This is a genomic window from Neolewinella agarilytica, assembly GCF_900110645.1.
Classification (GTDB): Bacteria; Bacteroidota; Bacteroidia; order Chitinophagales; family Saprospiraceae; genus Neolewinella; species Neolewinella agarilytica.
In genome coordinates this window covers 296,589-313,553 of the sequence record NZ_FOFB01000002.1, presented here as the reverse complement: position 1 = coordinate 313,553, position 16,965 = coordinate 296,589, and the positions used below count along the sequence as shown (strand labels likewise).

The 16,965-nt window shown below is 52.4% G+C and carries 8 protein-coding genes; 4 read left to right on the top strand and 4 right to left on the bottom strand.

All coding sequences use genetic code 11. The annotated features are described in order from the left end of the window. The coding region (locus BM123_RS03480) for an SdrD B-like domain-containing protein (protein WP_175489232.1) at positions 1-6,134 on the bottom strand (6,134 nt) is incomplete at its 3' end. Between the two features lie 568 nt (positions 6,135-6,702). Then, positions 6,703-7,356 (bottom strand): NUDIX hydrolase, encoded by a 654-nt coding sequence (locus tag BM123_RS24540; RefSeq protein WP_090165425.1) that lies wholly within the window; start codon positions 7,354-7,356, stop codon positions 6,703-6,705. A 90-nt stretch (positions 7,357-7,446) separates the two neighbouring features. Between BM123_RS24540 and pyrE the strand changes: the two genes are divergently transcribed. Both pyrE and BM123_RS03465 read left to right on the top strand, forming a co-directional pair. Next, complete coding sequence (pyrE, locus tag BM123_RS03470) at positions 7,447-8,094, top strand: orotate phosphoribosyltransferase (protein WP_090165424.1); 648 nt, start codon at positions 7,447-7,449, stop codon at positions 8,092-8,094. A gap of 139 nt (positions 8,095-8,233) precedes the next feature. Beyond that, complete coding sequence (locus BM123_RS03465) at positions 8,234-9,319, top strand: M42 family metallopeptidase (protein WP_090165439.1); 1,086 nt, start codon at positions 8,234-8,236, stop codon at positions 9,317-9,319. A 138-nt stretch (positions 9,320-9,457) separates the two neighbouring features. Here the strand turns inward: BM123_RS03465 and BM123_RS03460 are convergent, their stop codons facing one another. Next, entirely contained in the window at positions 9,458-11,392 is a 1,935-nt protein-coding gene (locus BM123_RS03460; RefSeq protein ID WP_090165423.1) for a vWA domain-containing protein, read from the bottom strand. A 142-nt stretch (positions 11,393-11,534) separates the two neighbouring features. On the opposite strand from BM123_RS03460, the gene BM123_RS03455 reads away from it, so the two are divergent. Continuing rightward, positions 11,535-12,479 carry a UbiA prenyltransferase family protein gene (locus tag BM123_RS03455; protein WP_090165422.1) on the top strand — a complete coding sequence of 315 codons (945 nt, stop codon included), beginning with the start codon at positions 11,535-11,537 and terminating at the stop codon, positions 12,477-12,479. A gap of 44 nt (positions 12,480-12,523) precedes the next feature. Here the strand turns inward: BM123_RS03455 and BM123_RS03450 are convergent, their stop codons facing one another. Beyond that, positions 12,524-13,870 (bottom strand): gluconokinase, encoded by a 1,347-nt coding sequence (locus tag BM123_RS03450; RefSeq protein WP_090165421.1) that lies wholly within the window; start codon positions 13,868-13,870, stop codon positions 12,524-12,526. Between the two features lie 253 nt (positions 13,871-14,123). On the opposite strand from BM123_RS03450, the gene BM123_RS03445 reads away from it, so the two are divergent. Continuing rightward, positions 14,124-16,886: an alpha/beta hydrolase family protein gene (locus BM123_RS03445; RefSeq protein ID WP_090165420.1), complete on the top strand. Its 2,763-nt coding sequence runs from the start codon at positions 14,124-14,126 to the stop codon at positions 16,884-16,886. Positions 16,887-16,965: the final 79 nt, after the last annotated feature.

Sequence of the window (16,965 nt, the reverse complement as noted above, 5' to 3'; positions counted from 1 at the left end):
TGGTTGATTACTGTAATCGTGTAGGCAATCGTGTCACCTGGCTCAACTGACATACTCTGCGTTGGTGCAAGCATTTTGATCAGGGCAAGGTCAAATACCTGTAGAGAAACTTCTTCAAAGTCGCTTTCATCCTCGTCCTGACCTGGCATAGTACCGTCCTGGGTGATGTCGTCGTTGTCTACATCCTCAACTACATCAGGAGTAATACCATCCGTGTAGTCAGAATCAATATCAATTTGCTCATTACCGTTTGGATCTTCAGCGGACATAATCTCAGCAATATTGCGGAGATCCATGGTCCCCGGTAACTGTGGATTATTTACCGTCAATAGAATTTGAACAGTAGCAGATGTTTCGGGCAGGAGTCCTCCCATAGGGAGTTCCATGTCTGCTACCGTAAGAATAGTCATTGCACCTGCGCTTGTCGCCACCCAATCATTGTTGAGTGAAGCGTCAAAAGTGTAACCATCGGGGACGAAGTCCACTACAGCGATATTATCCGCTGCGATTTCTCCCTGATTGAATACCGTGATGTCGAAGCTTACTGTGTCACCAGGTCTTACGATTGCAGTCTGACCTGGACTTAGTGCTTTAACGAGCGCAAGGTCGAAAGTACGTACAGTAATGGTTTCTTCGTCAGACTCATCTTCGTCACCTGGATTGAGCGGATCTTCTCCATTCTCATCGATAACATCATTATCATTTTCATCAATATCGTCTGGAGTCTCCTCTTCGTCGTAATCAGAATCGTCGTCCTCCTGAGGGACATCCAGCGTATCTGTTGCCATGGTGATATTCGCAACGTTGTCGAACTGCGTACCAGCGGCAACAGGAACATCAACTACGAGACTTAGGCTAACTGTATCTGACGTACCTGGCGCGAGACCCTCTGCTGGGAGGAGGCCTCCTGCGGTGAGGGTTACTGTCCCGTCAGGAGCGAAGTCTGCATTATTGGTCGCATCAAAAGTCATACCAACAGGTATCATATCGGTGATTGCGATGTTATCAGCGTAGATGTTACCCTGGTTAAATACGATGATATCGTAGTTAATAGTATCGCCTGGGTTAACCATGGACGTTTGGCCTTCGCTCAATACCTTAATTAATGCCAGGTCAAAGCTTGGCACGAGGAAACCGAAGTCAATGGTCATATCACCGTTAGCGTCATAGTCGTCTCCGTCCTGGAGTCCACCTTGTCCACCTTCTTCAGCGCCAGTTGGCTCATCTCCGATCGACAACTCAAAGATTGGAGAAGTTGTAACTGCTCCAGCAGTAACCTGGGTACCGTTGTCATCTCCGTCGGTTTCATCATCAGCGGTACTGGTAGGACCAGATGAGAGTGAACTGTCCTCAAGAGCACCGCCCGGTGCGAACTGGTCTGCCGCAATCGAAATCTGGTACATTCCTTCAGGTAAACCTCCGAAGAAGTAATCTCCAGCTGAATCTGTGGTGTCTGTGGCAATGACGTTGTTCATATCGTCAAGCAGTGTAACGACGACACCTGGAATTCCGGTTTCACCGGCGTCCTGCATACCATTATTATTCGGGTCGTTGAAAACAGTAGAACCAACGGACAAGCCTGGGAACAGGCCTAGATCCAGAGTCATATTACCTGACAGGTCATCTTGCGAGCCATCAACACCATCTTGAGTGCCGCCTTGCCCGAGCTCAACGTTATCAGCAGGTTCAGGTCCGTCACCAAGGGTTACGACTCCAGTGTATATAGGAGATCCGGCACCGTCAGACTGAGTACCATTATCATCGCCATCAACTGGCGTAGTATCGGCATCATCTTCATCAAGTGTGTCATCAGAAGAAAGTGGGAGGTCTTCCGTTGGAAGAATACCTACCAAGTAGTCGCCAGCGGGAAGGCCATCGAAGAAGTAATCACCATTCATGTCAGTAGTGGTTGTAGCTACCACCATGTCTCCGGGGGAGAAATCACCACTCATGTCAGTGTCCTCATACAGGGTTACTTCTACACCTTCCACGCCTTCTTCGCCAGGATCCTGTTCGGCATTATTGTTGGTATCCTCGAACACAGTAGAACCGAGACTGAATTCAGGTACTACACCAAAATCAATGGTCATATTACCATTAGCATCGAAGACATTGTTAGCTGGGTCATCAGCATCCTGATCATCGCCAGTGGTACCATCGTTTTCAACAGGATTGTCACCTGCCGCAAGCATAATTACTTGAGAAGATATTGAACCGTCGGCTTGCATGGTACCATTCTGAAGGTCTGCATTCGTTGCCGTACCATCTACTGGTGTAGAAGCAACTGCGTCCTCCACACCATTAGGAAGAACCACTTGGTAGTTACCGTCTGGAAGATTAGAGAAGAAGTAGTCACCATTACCGTTTGTAGTAGTTGTGGCTACTACGGTTTCAGGAACACCATCACCGTCAGTGTCAGCAAGAAGCTGAACTTCTACACCAGCAATACCGGTTTCCGTAGCATCCTGCATTCCATCATCATCATAATCAATGAATACAGTAGAGCCTAGGCTGTTAGAAGGTACAAAACCAAAGTCAACCGTCATGTTACCGCTGCCGTCGTCCAGTGGAGCAGTATCATCCTGCTCACCGCCGGGGAAGCTTTCGTCTCCACCCTGTGGCTCATCGCCTGGTACCAGTTCAAGGATGGAAGAGATAGATTCCGTGCCGGAACCTCCCGCCTGCGTACCATCATTAGTACCATCAACGTCGTCGTCAGACGGCGTGGCAGTGCTCGAAGCTACCAGCGCGTCGCTGCCAGCAACTGGCGTTACACCAACCTGGTAGTTACCAGGAGCAAGGTCTTCGAAGAGATAGTTTCCATCAGCGTCCGTCATCGTCGTCGCAATCGGTGTGGTCAACTCCGTGCCCGTGATCATGCCGTCACCGTCAGCATCAAAGTACAGGTTAACCGTAGCGCCTTCAATGCCGCTTTCCAGTGGGTCAGAAAGATCCTGATCACCACTGTCATCCACATCATAGAATACTGTAGAACCAATGGACATCATCGGTACGAAACCGAAGTCAACAGACATGTTACCGTTCTCATCGGGGAAGCCATTATCGACGTCCTGCGTACCGCCCTGACCGGGCTCGTTGACGCCTTCCATTCCCGCTGTAAGCGTGAAGGGCGCTGAGCTCGTCGGTTCACCAGGTGCTGCCTGGTCACCATTCTCGAGCGTATCATCAGCAGTAATGCCTTCCGTTACGTCCTGACCCGTGGAGTTCATATCGGCTCCGGTGGGAGAGGTGGGGATAACGACCGTGTAAGTACCGTCCGGAAGGTTGCCGAAGAAGTAATCTCCGTTCATGTCCGTCATCGTAGTACCGACAAGCACCGGATCAGTTGCCGGATCATTATCGTCATCGAGGTAAAGCTCGACAGTTACACCAGCAATACCAATTTCGTTAGCGCCGGACTGCATACCGTCATCATTCATGTCGTAGAAGACTGTGGAACCAACGCTGTTCGTCGGGATGAAACCAAAGTCAACCGTCATGTTACCATTACCGTCCTGCAAAGGAGCAGAATCGTCTTGATCTCCACCTTGGAAGCTTTCGTCTCCACCTTGTGGCTCATCTCCTACGACTAACTCAACTAGGCCACTCAAAGATTCGTTTCCAGCACCTGCACCTAGACTTTGGGCACCATCATTTGTACCGTCAAGATCATCGTCAGCTACAGACTGAGTTGTTGACGCAGTAATGGCATCATCCGGAGCCAGAACTCCAACCTGATAGAATCCAGTAGCGAGAGAGTCAAAAAGATAATTACCATCTGCATCCGTCGTTGTCATGGCAATCGGCGTCGTCAGCTCAGCTCCGGTAATCATTCCGTCGCCATTGGCATCAAAGTACAGATTGACTGTAGCGCCTGCAACACCGCTTTCCAATGGATCAGAAGCATCTTGATCTCCACTGTCATCTACATCGTAGAAGACAGTAGAGCCAATGCTCATAGTTGGAACAATACCAAAATCAATTGTCATATTACCATTAGCATCAAAAATGTTGTTAGCAGGATCATCGGCATCCTGATCATCACCGGTAGTACCGTCAAGTTCAGTCGGATTATCGCCCGCAGTAAGGGTAAATTGACCAGAACTGATTGATCCGTCCGCCTGCATCGTACCATTCTGTACCATTTCATCTGCAGGGTCGTTACTAACAACTGAAGAGGCGTCTCCTCCACCAACACCATTAGGTAGTACTACTTCATAGTCTCCATCAGGTAAATTTGGGAAGAAGTAATCTCCGTTCGCGTCGGTAGTATCTGTAGCAATTACTTCAAAGATTCCGTCACCGTCAGGATCGCCAAGTAGCTGTACGATTACACCTTCTACCCCTACTTCGTTGGCGCCCATCTGAATACCATCGTCATTCATATCAAAGAAGACGGTTGAGCCAACGCTATTAGATGGAACGAAACCAAAGTCAACCGTCATGTTGCCATTAGAATCATTATCGTCATCCTGCATTCCGCCAGTACCAACTTCAGTGGTTGGCTCATTGTCGAATTCAAGTGTGATAGGTTGAGAGAACGATTGAGGGAAGGCCATGAAGTCAGGTCCCTGAGTGCCGTCATTAACGCCATCTATATTATCGTCAGGATCAGTCACTGTATTTGACGATGCCTGCAGAGCGTCATCAGGGGGTAATACACCAACAATGTATTCAACTCCTGGTAGTAGGTCATCAAAAAAGTAATCTCCGTTCGCGTCCGTAGTCGTCATGGCCAGAGGTGGCCCCACCGGGCTTCCCGTTAATGGGTCAACTGCATAAATAAATACATCAACGCCTTCAATGCCTCCTTCGAGCGGGTCCGTCAAGTCTTGCATTCCATCATCATTAGAATCATAGAACACCGTAGAACCCAGGCTCATACTTGGAGCAAAGCCAAAGTCAACCGTCATGTCTCCATTTGCGTCATCGTCGCTGGTAGCAGTTGCGGTAGACACATTGTCATCCTGATCTCCTCCCGTGCCACTTTCAGCAGTGCCTGTTGGTTCCATTTGGGCCGTGAGGGTGATAATACCGCTCATCACCGGATCGCCAGACATTGCCTGAATGCCACTATCCGTATCATCTGGTGTAGCGTCATCTGGAGTAGCCGCGTCCGTAGAACTGGTTGGGTAATCCGTGGGAGTAGTAGGAATAGAAACTACGTACATTCCTTCATCAAGTCCACCGAAGAAGTAATTACCATCCGGATCGGTGGTTGTAGTGGCAACTAAGCTATCTGCCATTCCTGTAGAAGACACCGCAAAAAGCTCTACCATAATTCCTGCAATACCCATTTCACCGGCTACCGGATCGTACATGGCATTATTATCGTTGTCCGTGAATACGGTTGAACCAATGCTCATACAGTTTACAGGAACTGGAGCAGCATCACATATGGTGTAACAGGCATTGTCAAGATCAGTACCGGTAGTCATTCCATCAAAGGCCTCCTGTACAGGATCGAAAGAACCACCTGGAATTAAAAACTCGTCCACTGTTTCACCATCCCGGTAGTTTACAGCATACACCATAAAAGTGTCGCTGTCAAGACCGGTAAACAATCCCGTCATATTTGATTGAACAATGATCCCCGCATCATCGACCAAAACATAAGTTTGCACCTGTCCGCTTGAACCGCCGGCCAAAAATGTACCTGGCTCTGACTGGACCAGAATTGCCCCCGTTGGTTCATCAGGGTCGTCCGTGACCATACAAAAACCACCAGAGGCTTGCCCACCATCCGGGCGAACGCCACAAAGAATCTCTGGCACTTCGGCAGTCCCTGATGCTCCGGCATTTGAATTATCATCAGCAGTAACTACTTGTACAGCACCTCCCGCACCGCTATGAGTGAAAGGTCCGAAAGTAAGTGGCGCTCCGGAAAATGTTTGTGTCGTGCCTGCGATCGTAACCTCAAAAGAAGTCACCGTAGTCGCCGTATCATTCGTTACCGCCGTAACGTCAACATAATACTGATTAGCTTCAGCTTGTACGCCCGCAAGATCTGAACAAGAAGCAGCAGCAGTTACAACTACCTGCGCACTCAAAGGCCCACTCAACATCAGGAAGAGCAGACTAAGAAAAACAACGGAGAGGCTTTCTCTTGTTTTCAAAAATCGAATTGAAGTCATGAGATTTCTGTTTCGGGGAACTTGACCAAAAATGTTGATAGAAGAGTAATTATCGAAAAATGTATTCATGAGCGCGGACGTCTAAAAAAAGTTACCTGAAAACTTCTTAACTAAGAGAATTCAGGAACCAAACCGAAGAATTCTGAGAACAGAAGAGGTCGATCTTTAAGGTTTAAGTTTTTCTTTGAGAGTTTAAAAGACAAGTAAAAACCGTCACGTCACCACTGATGTGATAGAGACTTAGACAACTCCTAAAAGAAAGAATAAACCCTTAACAACCAGCAGCTTAGAAAAAAGCTGACTCGTTTAGTGAAAGGCAAAATTTCTTAAAAGATTATGATTACTCTAGGTCTGTAACAATTAAAACTTTCGCAAACAGCCTTAAAACGGGTCTATCTACAGAGACAAATATAACAACAATCATTTACCCATCGGAGCTTCAGCGTGATTTTTTATGGTTGACGGTCAACCGATTGACTTTGGCAAAAAAAGTCGTCCCCAAAAAAATAGCTTTCCTGCACTGCTCTTGGCTACTTCTGGTTAACTGAAACAGCACTTTTAAGCACTCCTAAGCAGGACTAAGAAACTGACGAACAAGCCAATGCAGGCTCTGGTAAAAAGGAGCATCCTCTGCAAGAATTCCATCTACTGTTCTCCATTCCGCCAGCTCAATATCTTCTTCTTTCTGGGGTATTAAAGCCATCGGCTCAGTGCTCATTCTGAACCAAAAAGTCGGTTTCAAAATTCGTTTTTCTTTTCTGTTCCGGTAAGTATGGTAGGTCGTTGGAAGCGCCTCTCCGAGCACTAAATCATGCACGCCCGTCTCTTCCATCACCTCTCTTAAGGCAGCAGTAGGGGCATCTTCTCCGTCGTCAATTTTTCCTTTGGGGAGATCCCAATATCCGCGCCGGAAAATGAATAAAATCTTGTCTGTATCTCCCGTTGGAGAAACGACACCGCCTGCCGCCGGCACCCAGCGATAATGGCTTTTGAAAGCTTCCCATAATGCCTCTAAATCTTCACTTACGATATCAACAGAAGTGACTTTAGGGCTTCCCTTTTCAAGCATATCCGCATAATTCAACAAGGTTCTGGGCTTACCAATGTAGCGGGCCACGAGGTGTGTTTGGGGCCTTATATCATTGTGGGCGCGGACGCGGGTGCGGTGTTCTTCTTCAGAGAGCAGGGTAAGTGGACGTTCGTTGATGTAGATTACGTACATTTGCGGCGAAAAATTGAGTTACTGATGGCCTGCAAGTTACAGGTTATCGGATTGATCTGAAGTTGCACCAGCCCCCAAATCACCCAGCTTATGACTACCTCTGAGAAAATTGCCCGTCGTTTATTGGAAGCTGGCGCAGTGAAGCTCCAACCAGCCTCTCCCTTCACCTGGGCTAGTGGTTTGCGGTCTCCTATTTACTGTGACAACAGAGTACTGCTTTCCTACCCTTCCATACGCTCAGAGGTTATTGACGGGCTGGAAGAACTGGCCGCTGGCTTCAGCGACATTGAAGGTATTGCCGGCGTAGCAACTGCCGGCATCCCACACGGTGCTTTGCTGGCTGACCGGCTCAACCTGCCATTCGTATATATAAGGTCTAAGGCTAAAGAACACGGCCGGCAAAATCAAATCGAAGGCCGGGTGGAATCGGGCCAACGCTACCTGGTGGTGGAAGACCTGATTTCAACGGGAGGATCTTCCCTCAAAGCCATTGACGCCCTCAAAGGAGCGGGAGGAGACATTGCCGGGGCAGTGGCCATCTTTAGTTATGAGTTTCCCGCAGCTGTTCGTGCTTTCCAATTAGCAGATGTAGAACTAAGCACCATCAGTGGCTACGACAAGCTACTGCAGGAAGCTGCCGCTACTGGCTACATCTCTAAAGAAGATGCCCAGGCACTGGCCACCTGGCGCGAAGACCCCAGAGCCTGGAGCGAAGCCTTCCTGACCAGCGGAAAGTAAACGTCTTGCCTCCCCATTGCTTTTTCCCCTTTCTTTGCACCTGCGTGTGCGCCTCATCCGGAAAACCCAAAAGGCCTTTAAACGGCACTACTGATAAGTAAATATGCTTTTCCGGCTTGAACAAATTTCCAACTACTTCATGGCTACCCTTACCAAGCAATCTGAACAGTTCCTCAATAACTACCTGAATAATGCTTCGCCGACAGGCTTTGAGTCTGCAGGTCAAAAGCTCTGGCTGGAGTATATCCGCCCCTACGTAGACGAAGTTGGACTGGACAATTACGGGACAGCCTATGGCGTAATCAATCCTGGCAAGGATTACCGGGTCGTGATCGAAGGCCACGCCGATGAAATCAGTTGGTTCGTACACTATATCTCCGACAATGGATACATCAATGTCATCCGTAATGGCGGCAGCGACCACCAGATCGCGCCCTCGAAGCGCGTCAACATTCATGGCACTAAGGGAATCGTCCGTGGAGTCTTTGGCTGGCCAGCCATCCATACCCGCCGCGGTGACGAAGCCAAACTGCAAGCGCAGATTCACAACATCTTCATCGACGTAGGCGCTAAGGACAAAGCCGAAGTGCTGGAGATGGGGATTCACGTAGGCAGCGTAATCACCTACCCCGATGAGCTCGAAGTGATGAACGATCGCTTCTACTGCGGCCGGGCACTGGACAACCGCATGGGTGGCTTTTGTATTGCCGAAGTTGCCCGCCTGTTGAAAAAGAATAAGATCGAACTGGACTATACCTTATATATAGTCAACTCCGTTCAGGAGGAGGTTGGTCTGCGCGGTGCGCAGATGATTGCCGACAGCATCAAGCCTGACGTAGCCATCGTTACCGACGTTACCCACGACACGGGCACGCCCTTGCTGAACAAGAAAAAAGTGGGTGACGTACAGGCCGGTAAAGGCCCCAGCGTAACCTACGCCCCGGCAGTACACAACAAGCTGCTGCAAATGATCATCGATACGGCGGAAGCCAATAGCATCGACATTCAGCGGGAGGCCAGCAGCCGTGCCACCGGCACGGACACCGACGCCTTCGCCTACTCCAATGGCGGCGTCCCCTCTGCCCTGATCAGTCTGCCCCTGCGATACATGCATACAACCGTAGAGATGGCCCACAAGGACGACGTTGAGGGCGTCATTCAACTCATCTACGAAACGCTGCAGGTAATTAAGGGCGGGATGAGCTTTAAGTATTTTGAGGTGTAGGGAGGTTGCAGGTTGCAAGTTACAGGTTGCTGGTGCTACCGAATAGCCGGGGAAGTTGGATTCCTAAGATTAGGGTAGGATTTACAGGATGCCATCCTATATAAATCCTATCCTGTTTAATCCTAACCCATCTTTGTTTTACCGGCGTGCGTTGGTGAGTTCTTCTGCTTTGCGGATCAGACCGAGCATTTCAGCCCGGTAGCCTTTTTCATCCTTACCCAATGCTGCGGTGGCCAGGCTTTCACAATGAGACCAATCGGCCTTGCCGAGGTGCTCACTTCCACGTAGTAACATGGCGAACTCCGCCACGGCAGCGCCCCAGCGTAAATTTTCCGTTGCCTCCTCCCAACTGCGGACACGGGTCGTGATCATGGCCGACCGTTTGCGCGATCGCTTCCCTACTTTCTCTTTGTAGCGAAGGTGGAGCTCCCCGAGGTGATGATGGTCTTCTATGGTTTTAGCAGGAACAATTTCGTAGAGCACCGTAACGCTGTGGCCCGCCCCCATTTCGGCGGCGTCCTTTTTATCGTCGTCGAAGTCTTCAGTAGCCAGCAGGCGATTTTCGTAACCGATGAGGCGATAGGCCTTTACGGCTTCAGGCTTGAACTTTAGCTGAAGCTTGACGTCAGTGGCCACGGTGAAGAGCGTTCCACCGAATTCCTCAACGAGAACTTTACGGGCTTCGGCGGCGCAGTCGATGTAAGCGTGGTTGCCGTTGCCCCGGTCAGCGAGCTCCTGCATGGTGCCTTCGTTGTAGTTTCCGGTGCCAAAGCCCAGGACGGAGAGAAAGATACCCGACTTACGTTTGCCTTCGATCAGTTTGACCAAAGCTTCCTGGCTGGAGGTACCGACGTTGAAGTCACCATCCGTGGCCAGCACGACGCGGTTGTTGCCATCGGGGATAAAATTAGCTTCGGCGGTCTTGTAGGCGAGTTCGATACCGGCGGCGCCGGCGGTTCCACCGCCGGACTTCAGGCGGTCGAGGGCGGAGAGAATCGTCTCCCGCTCCGAACCTGGTGTTGGCGGCAAGACCAACCCCGAAGCCCCGGCGTAGACGACGATGGAGACGCGGTCTTCGGAGCTCAGTTCTGCCAGCAATAGCTTGAAGCTCTCTTTGACGAGCCCAAGCTTGTCAGCACTATTCATACTGCCAGAAACATCGATAAGGAAGACGAAGTTGGAGGCCGGTGCTTTGTCTCTGGACAGTGGCATGGCTTTGGTGCTGACGCGAAGCAGTCGATTTTTGGGCGCCCAGGGGCAGATCATCGTCTCCGCCGTGAGGGCGATTTTATTCTCGGCATCCGGCGAAGCATCGTCGTAGGGAAAGTAGTTGATCATCTCCTCGGTGCGGACAGCATCGGCGGGCGGCAGCTGGCCATTGTTCAGGAAGCGGCGGACGTTGGCGTAGGCGGCGCGGTCTACATCAGTACTCAAGGTACTGATGGCCTCGTCTTTGGTTCTGAGGAAAGGGTTTTCGGTGATTTTGTTGTAGCGTTCTCGGTTTTCACCTGACTGGCCTCCTCCACTTACCCGAACGCCATCGACAAAGTAATCGGTGTTGTTAGTTCGGGAACCTCGGATCATTATTGGCCCTCCTTCTTTGCTGAGCCCTGCCACTTTTCCCCGACGGGCTCCGACCCGGCGGCGAGGTAAACTTCGGATCTGCGCGGCGGTGACCGTTTGGCCGCTGGTGGTTTGGTCTCGCTGGGTGAGCGGGACTTTGTAAGCCTTTATAACTACTTCATTAAGGTTAACTCCTCCTTTACTGTCCATTCCTATCTCCACAAGTGAAGTATCAACGGGAACACTTCTTATCTGAGCCGAAGGGTAGCCAGTATAATCCACCTGAACATCAACCACACCCGATTTCGGAAGCGGGCACAACTCAAACTTGCCGTCCAGATCCGTTACTGTACCTGCAATAAGTTTTCCTTTCTGAAAAGCCTGCACCGTAGCGAATGGTAGTGGTTCTTTGTCGTCAACATCGATGACTTGTCCCGACAGGCAACTCGTTTGGGCGGTAAGGAAGCCGGTAGCAAGCAATAGGACATAAAGGAGTAGATACTTTCTCATAGCAAAAGGGGGTTTATGGTCGTTGATGCGGGCGTCTTACTGATTACACACCCGGAGAGCAACAGCCCCCTACATTTTGTCAGAGGATTTTTGACTTTGTCGGCCAGCTACCCTGATTACTGGAAGATGTACCTTTGCCCCCATGCCCCTGCGACACCTCTTCAACTGGATTTTTTATGGTCACATCTGGATTGCTGTGGCAGCCACGGGGCTGAGCTGGATGACGCTGCGATTAGCCTACGGCCCACCATACTGGGCCAGTGAAACGCCGGTGCTTACCTTTATTTTTTTGGCCACGTTGGGCGTCTACACCCTGCATCGCTACCTGAGTTTTCAACGGTCTGGCGTGCGCCCTACGACCCGACGCTATGAGTTGATAAGGGACCATCCGACGGCCTCACTAATCATCGGCGGCGGAAGTATGATCGCGGCCGGAGCCATCGGGACGACCTTCATCGAATCCATCTGGAGTTCCTTACTATGGGCGCTACCGATCACTGTTTTTTACCTGACGCCACCGATCAAGGGCTGGCGGCGATTGCGGGACTTGCCTTATGTGAAGGTCCTTTGGGTGGCCTGGGCCTGGACGATTATGACTTGGGATGTGCCGGTGGAGGTCATGAGAGATGCGATACAAACATCTTACGTTGAAAACGGTAGCGGCGGGCTAAACCTCCCCATTACCCCTGCTTCTCCACAACTCCCATTCCCGACGGAGATGCCTTTACGTTTCCTATTCACTCTTTCTATCGCCCTCCTCTTCGATTTTCGAGATGTAGTACTGGACAAATCACAGAGTGTAAAGACGGCCGCCAACCAATATCCGGTTCTAGCAAAGAGCATCGTCTCCGTAGCCATGACGATCTGCATTATCACGGTGTTCCGGGCGGATGGATATTCAACAGCAACGGCCTGGGCCTGCACAATGGCCTACGGAACTACCATCTTAGTTTGCTGGGCGACTAATGATCAACGCAGCGAAAACTGGTACGCGACGGTGGTGAACGGGATGCTGGTCTTGCTACCGGTGTTAGTGGGGTTAGCTTATTATTATGATTGGTATGTCGTAGGTTCTTCCCCTTTTTAGGGCGCGGACGCGGGTGCAAAGGGAGTGTTGTTGAAGCAATGTTTTTACACCCTCCGGCTGAAGCCGCGGGTACAGGCTTCGCGGGCAATGATGGCCGCGCCGTAGGCGCTGGCCTGGGCGGCATCAGCGAGGACAAGCTCGCAGTCGGCACGGCGGGCCAGGAGGTCCAGCCACTCCGGGCTTTTGGTAAAGCCGCCGCTGGCGTGTAAGCGTTGGGCGGGGCAGGTTGCGGCCTCGAGCTGGCGGAGGATGGCGACGAGGTTGTTCGTAACGCCTTCGAGCACGGCCCGGGCGAGGTGACGGTGGTCATGATGACCGGCCAGGCCGGTCAGTTCCGCCGTAGCCGCCGCGTCCCACACCGGCGCACGCTCCCCATAGAGGTAGGGCAGGAAGACGGGGCTTTCTTCGGCCGAGACGGTGAGCGCAGCATCGATCATGGTCCCGACGTCAGAGAAATGAGCCGAGAGGAGATTTTGCCAGTAGGCCAGCGCTTTACCGCCATTGTTGGTAGCGCCGCCAACGACATAGTAATCGTCGTAGAGCTGATAGTTGAACAGTCCGTGCACCGGGTCGATGCGCGACTGACGATGAGTAGTGCGCACGGCACCACTGGTGCCGACGGTGATGGCCACTTCGCCGGGCGCCAGGATGCCGCTGCCGAGATTGGCCAGTACGCCGTCCGAGCCGCCCAGAAAAAGGGGAACCCCTTCAACGCCCAATCTTTTGGCGATATGGTCTGCCCATTCTAAACATTGTTTCGCCGATTGAACGGGCGGGAGGTGGAAAGGGAAAGTCTCTTCGTCGCCCGCAGCCATAGCCAGCGCGCGGGCTGACCATTGCCCCGCTGGTGCATCGTACAGCCCGCTTGCGGAGGCAAGCTGCTGATCGATGACGGCGGTATTCGTCCAGTACTTCGTCAGGAAAGATTTAAGATCGTAGCAAAAGACGGCCTCTTCTTTCCATCCGGGATTATCCTTCAACAGCCAGCGAAGCTTCACCATCGGAGACATAGGGTGAACGGGCGTGCCCGTAAGGCGTAGGAGTTCTTCGCGTTCTGCCTTACTGAAATCATCCATTACGGCCTGAGCGCGGGTATCCGCCCAGGTGATGACATGGTCTATCGGCGTTTCGTAGGCATCACAGAGAATAACGCTGTGCATGGGACAGCTGAGGCCAATAGCGGCTGGTTTCTCTCCGACGGAGCTGACCAGATCGGCCAGGGCGTTCTCTGCGGCTTCGAGGATGACCATCGGCTCCTGTACGGCAGCACCCGGCTCCGGGTGAAGCAGTGGATAAGGGCGCTCTTCCGTTGCCAATAGCTTACCAGCAGGATCAAAAGCGCAGGCTTTGGTGGAAGTGGTGCCGATGTCGAGGCCGATGTGGTAAGTCATAGGCGTAAAGATAGAATCAGGGAGTGAGAGAATGGCATCGAGCCTCCGGCCCCGTAAGGCAATCGCCAACTCGGAGAGTGCGGACGCTTGAAGGTCCCGCCATACTGCGGGACATAGAAGTGCCCCAGCGGAGAGCTTCCGATGCCCTGCCCGGACCCGAAACAGCGTGCTTCACTTACTATTTCACGGGGGCGACCGCCTTCGCTTCCCGCAAAACCATTAGCTTGCAGCCTCAAACTATCCCCTGCAAGCTATGAGACGAGTCTTCCCTACCCTGCTACTGCTAACATTTCTTTGCACCTGCGCCAGCGCCCAAAAAGCCATCACAGTTGCGGATATGCAAGCCTGGAATCAGATTCGCGGCGAGCAGCTCAGTGCTGACGGCGATCATCTGCTCTATAGCCTCGTTCCGGACCTTGGCGATCCGGAAGTGGTGGTTCGGAACACCAAAACACTGGTGGAAACCCGCTTTCCCAGATTACACAACGCCAACTTCAGTTATGACGGCAAGCACCTGGTCGGGATGCTGAAACCAGCTCTGGCCGATAGCCGCGCGATAAAGCTGAAAGACAAAGCCAAAGCGAAGAAAAAACTGGCAAAAATGGATAGCCTGCTGGTGATTAATCTTGCCAGCGGAGTACGCCGTATCGTGCCAGAAGTTTACAGTTTTAAAACCGGAGAGCGCTGGTCAGATGCTTATGCGTACACCACTACATCCGCCCTTCCGGACAGCCTCCGTAAGGGAATGGACGACGACGCTCACCGCCTGCTCGTCCGCAACTTCAACAGCACTGACAGTTTTTACCTGGAAGGGGTAACGGCCTACGAATTAGCCAGGGACGAACCCGTCCTCATCGCTCAGCAAGCCAAAAAGGACAGCAGTTGGGAAGCGGGCGTTCTGCGGCTGGACACCAGAGAGCTTCGCTGGGAAGCCCTGAGCGCAGGCGAAGGAGATTATGGCGGCCTGGCCATCAGCACTGACGGAGATCAGGTGGCCTTCCTTACCTCCGACGCGGACTCCAAAGACAAGCAAAAGCCCTTCCACCTCCACCATTGGGAAAGTGGCGAGAACAAAGCCCGAATGATTAGCGAACAGCCCGGCAACTGGCTGGCCTCCGGCCATCGCATCAGCGACGATCGAAGCCCCGAATTCAGCGAGAACGGGAAGTATCTTTACTTCGGGACGACCCCGCGCCGCCCCGAAAAGGATACAACACTGCTGGATACCGAAGTCGCTGACGTTGAGGTCTGGACCACCGAAGACCCCCGCCTCTATACCCAACGAAATGTGCGCCTGAAGCAAGACGCCAAGCAGACCTATCTGGCGGTTTACCGTACCGGCAGCAACAACTTCCTGCAAATCGGCACACCTGAGCTCCCGTACGACTATCTGCCCCGCCACAGCAACGGCCCCTGGGTAGCCGTCTATGACGACCGCCCCTACGCCAAGCAAACCATGTGGGAAGGTTACCCCGGTGCCCGCAACACCAGCGTGATCAATCTGGAAACCGGAGATCGGCAGGAGATGGAAAACGGTCAGGTAACACCGGTCCGCTGGCTGGAAGGAGGAAAATTCCTGATCTGGTATAACCAGACGGATACTACCTGGAACAGTTTTGACCCTTCCAGTGGCCAGGCGCACGTTCTGACGACTAATGCTACGGGGACCTTTTACGACGAGATCAATGACCGCCCGATGCACCCCAGCAGCTACCGCTACGCCGGCACCCTGGAAGGAGGCAACCAGTTTCTGGTCTACGATCGCTACGACATCTGGCAGCTCGACCCAAAGGGGCAGGCCAGCCCTCACCGGATCACCGCCGGCCGGGAGCGGAAGACAACCTTCCGCCTACAGGATCTGGACCGGGAAAATGACTTTGTGGATTTTGATGAACCCCAGCTCGTCTCCATTTTCAAAGAGGAAAACTACCATAGCGGCTTCGGCTGGCTTGATCTCAAAACCGGTGGCGTAGAGACTTTGCATAGCGGGGCGAAGTCTTTCGGCGACTTCCTGAAAGCGCGGAAGTCTAAGACCTACGTCTATTCCCGCAGCGATTTCCGGGAATTTCCCGATTTGCGCATTACCAAAGATCTGGCTAAAGAAGGGGCGAAGATCACGAACGCTAACCCCCAGCAGAAAGACTTTGCCTGGGGCACGGCTGAGCCTTACGAATGGATCGATAATCAGGGGCGGACCTTACGCGGTATGCTGATCAAGCCCGACGGGTTTGACCCGAAAAAGAAATATCCGATGCTCGTCAATTTTTACGAGCGGAGCAGTCAGGGTGTCTACCGCCACCGGACGCCCGTTCCCGGGCGGTCGAGCATCAATTACAGCCACTACGTGAGTAAGGGCTACGTGATTTTCAACCCGGACGTCATTTATCGGGTAGGTTACCCCGGAGAAAGTGCTTATGACTGTGTGATGAGTGGTGTGACGAGTCTGTTGAGCAAGGGCTTCATCGACCGGGAGCGGATCGGGATGCAGGGGCACAGCTGGGGCGGCTACCAGGCCGCTTATCTGGTCACCAAGACGGACATGTTCGCTGCCGTGGAAAGTGGCGCGCCGGTGGTGAATATGTTCTCAGCCTACGGCGGTATTCGTTGGGGGTCTGGCGTAAGCCGTCAGTTTCAGTATGAACACACCCAGAGCCGGATTGGCGGCACGCCCTGGACGCACTTCCAGCGCTACTACGAAAACAGCCCCTTGTTCACGACCGACAAAATCAACACTCCGCTGCTGATTTTGCACAACGACAACGACGGTGCGGTGCCCTGGTATCAGGGGATCGAGTGGTTCACGGCCTTGCGCCGGCTGGGTAAGCCGGCCTGGTTCCTCAATTACCGCGGCGAGCCGCACTGGCCCGTTAAAACACCTAACCGCGCCGATTTCCAGACCCGCATGGCCCAGTTTTTCGACCACTACCTGATGGACGCGCCGATGCCCGTATGGATGGAGCGCGGCGTAAGCCCGATGGAACGGGGGAAGGAGCAGAATCTGGAGACGAGGGAGTGATTGGTATTTTGGTATTTTGGTTCTTTGGTTCTTTGGGCTGCCGCGCGTGGGAGGCATTGGATGCGTGGGAGGCGTTGGA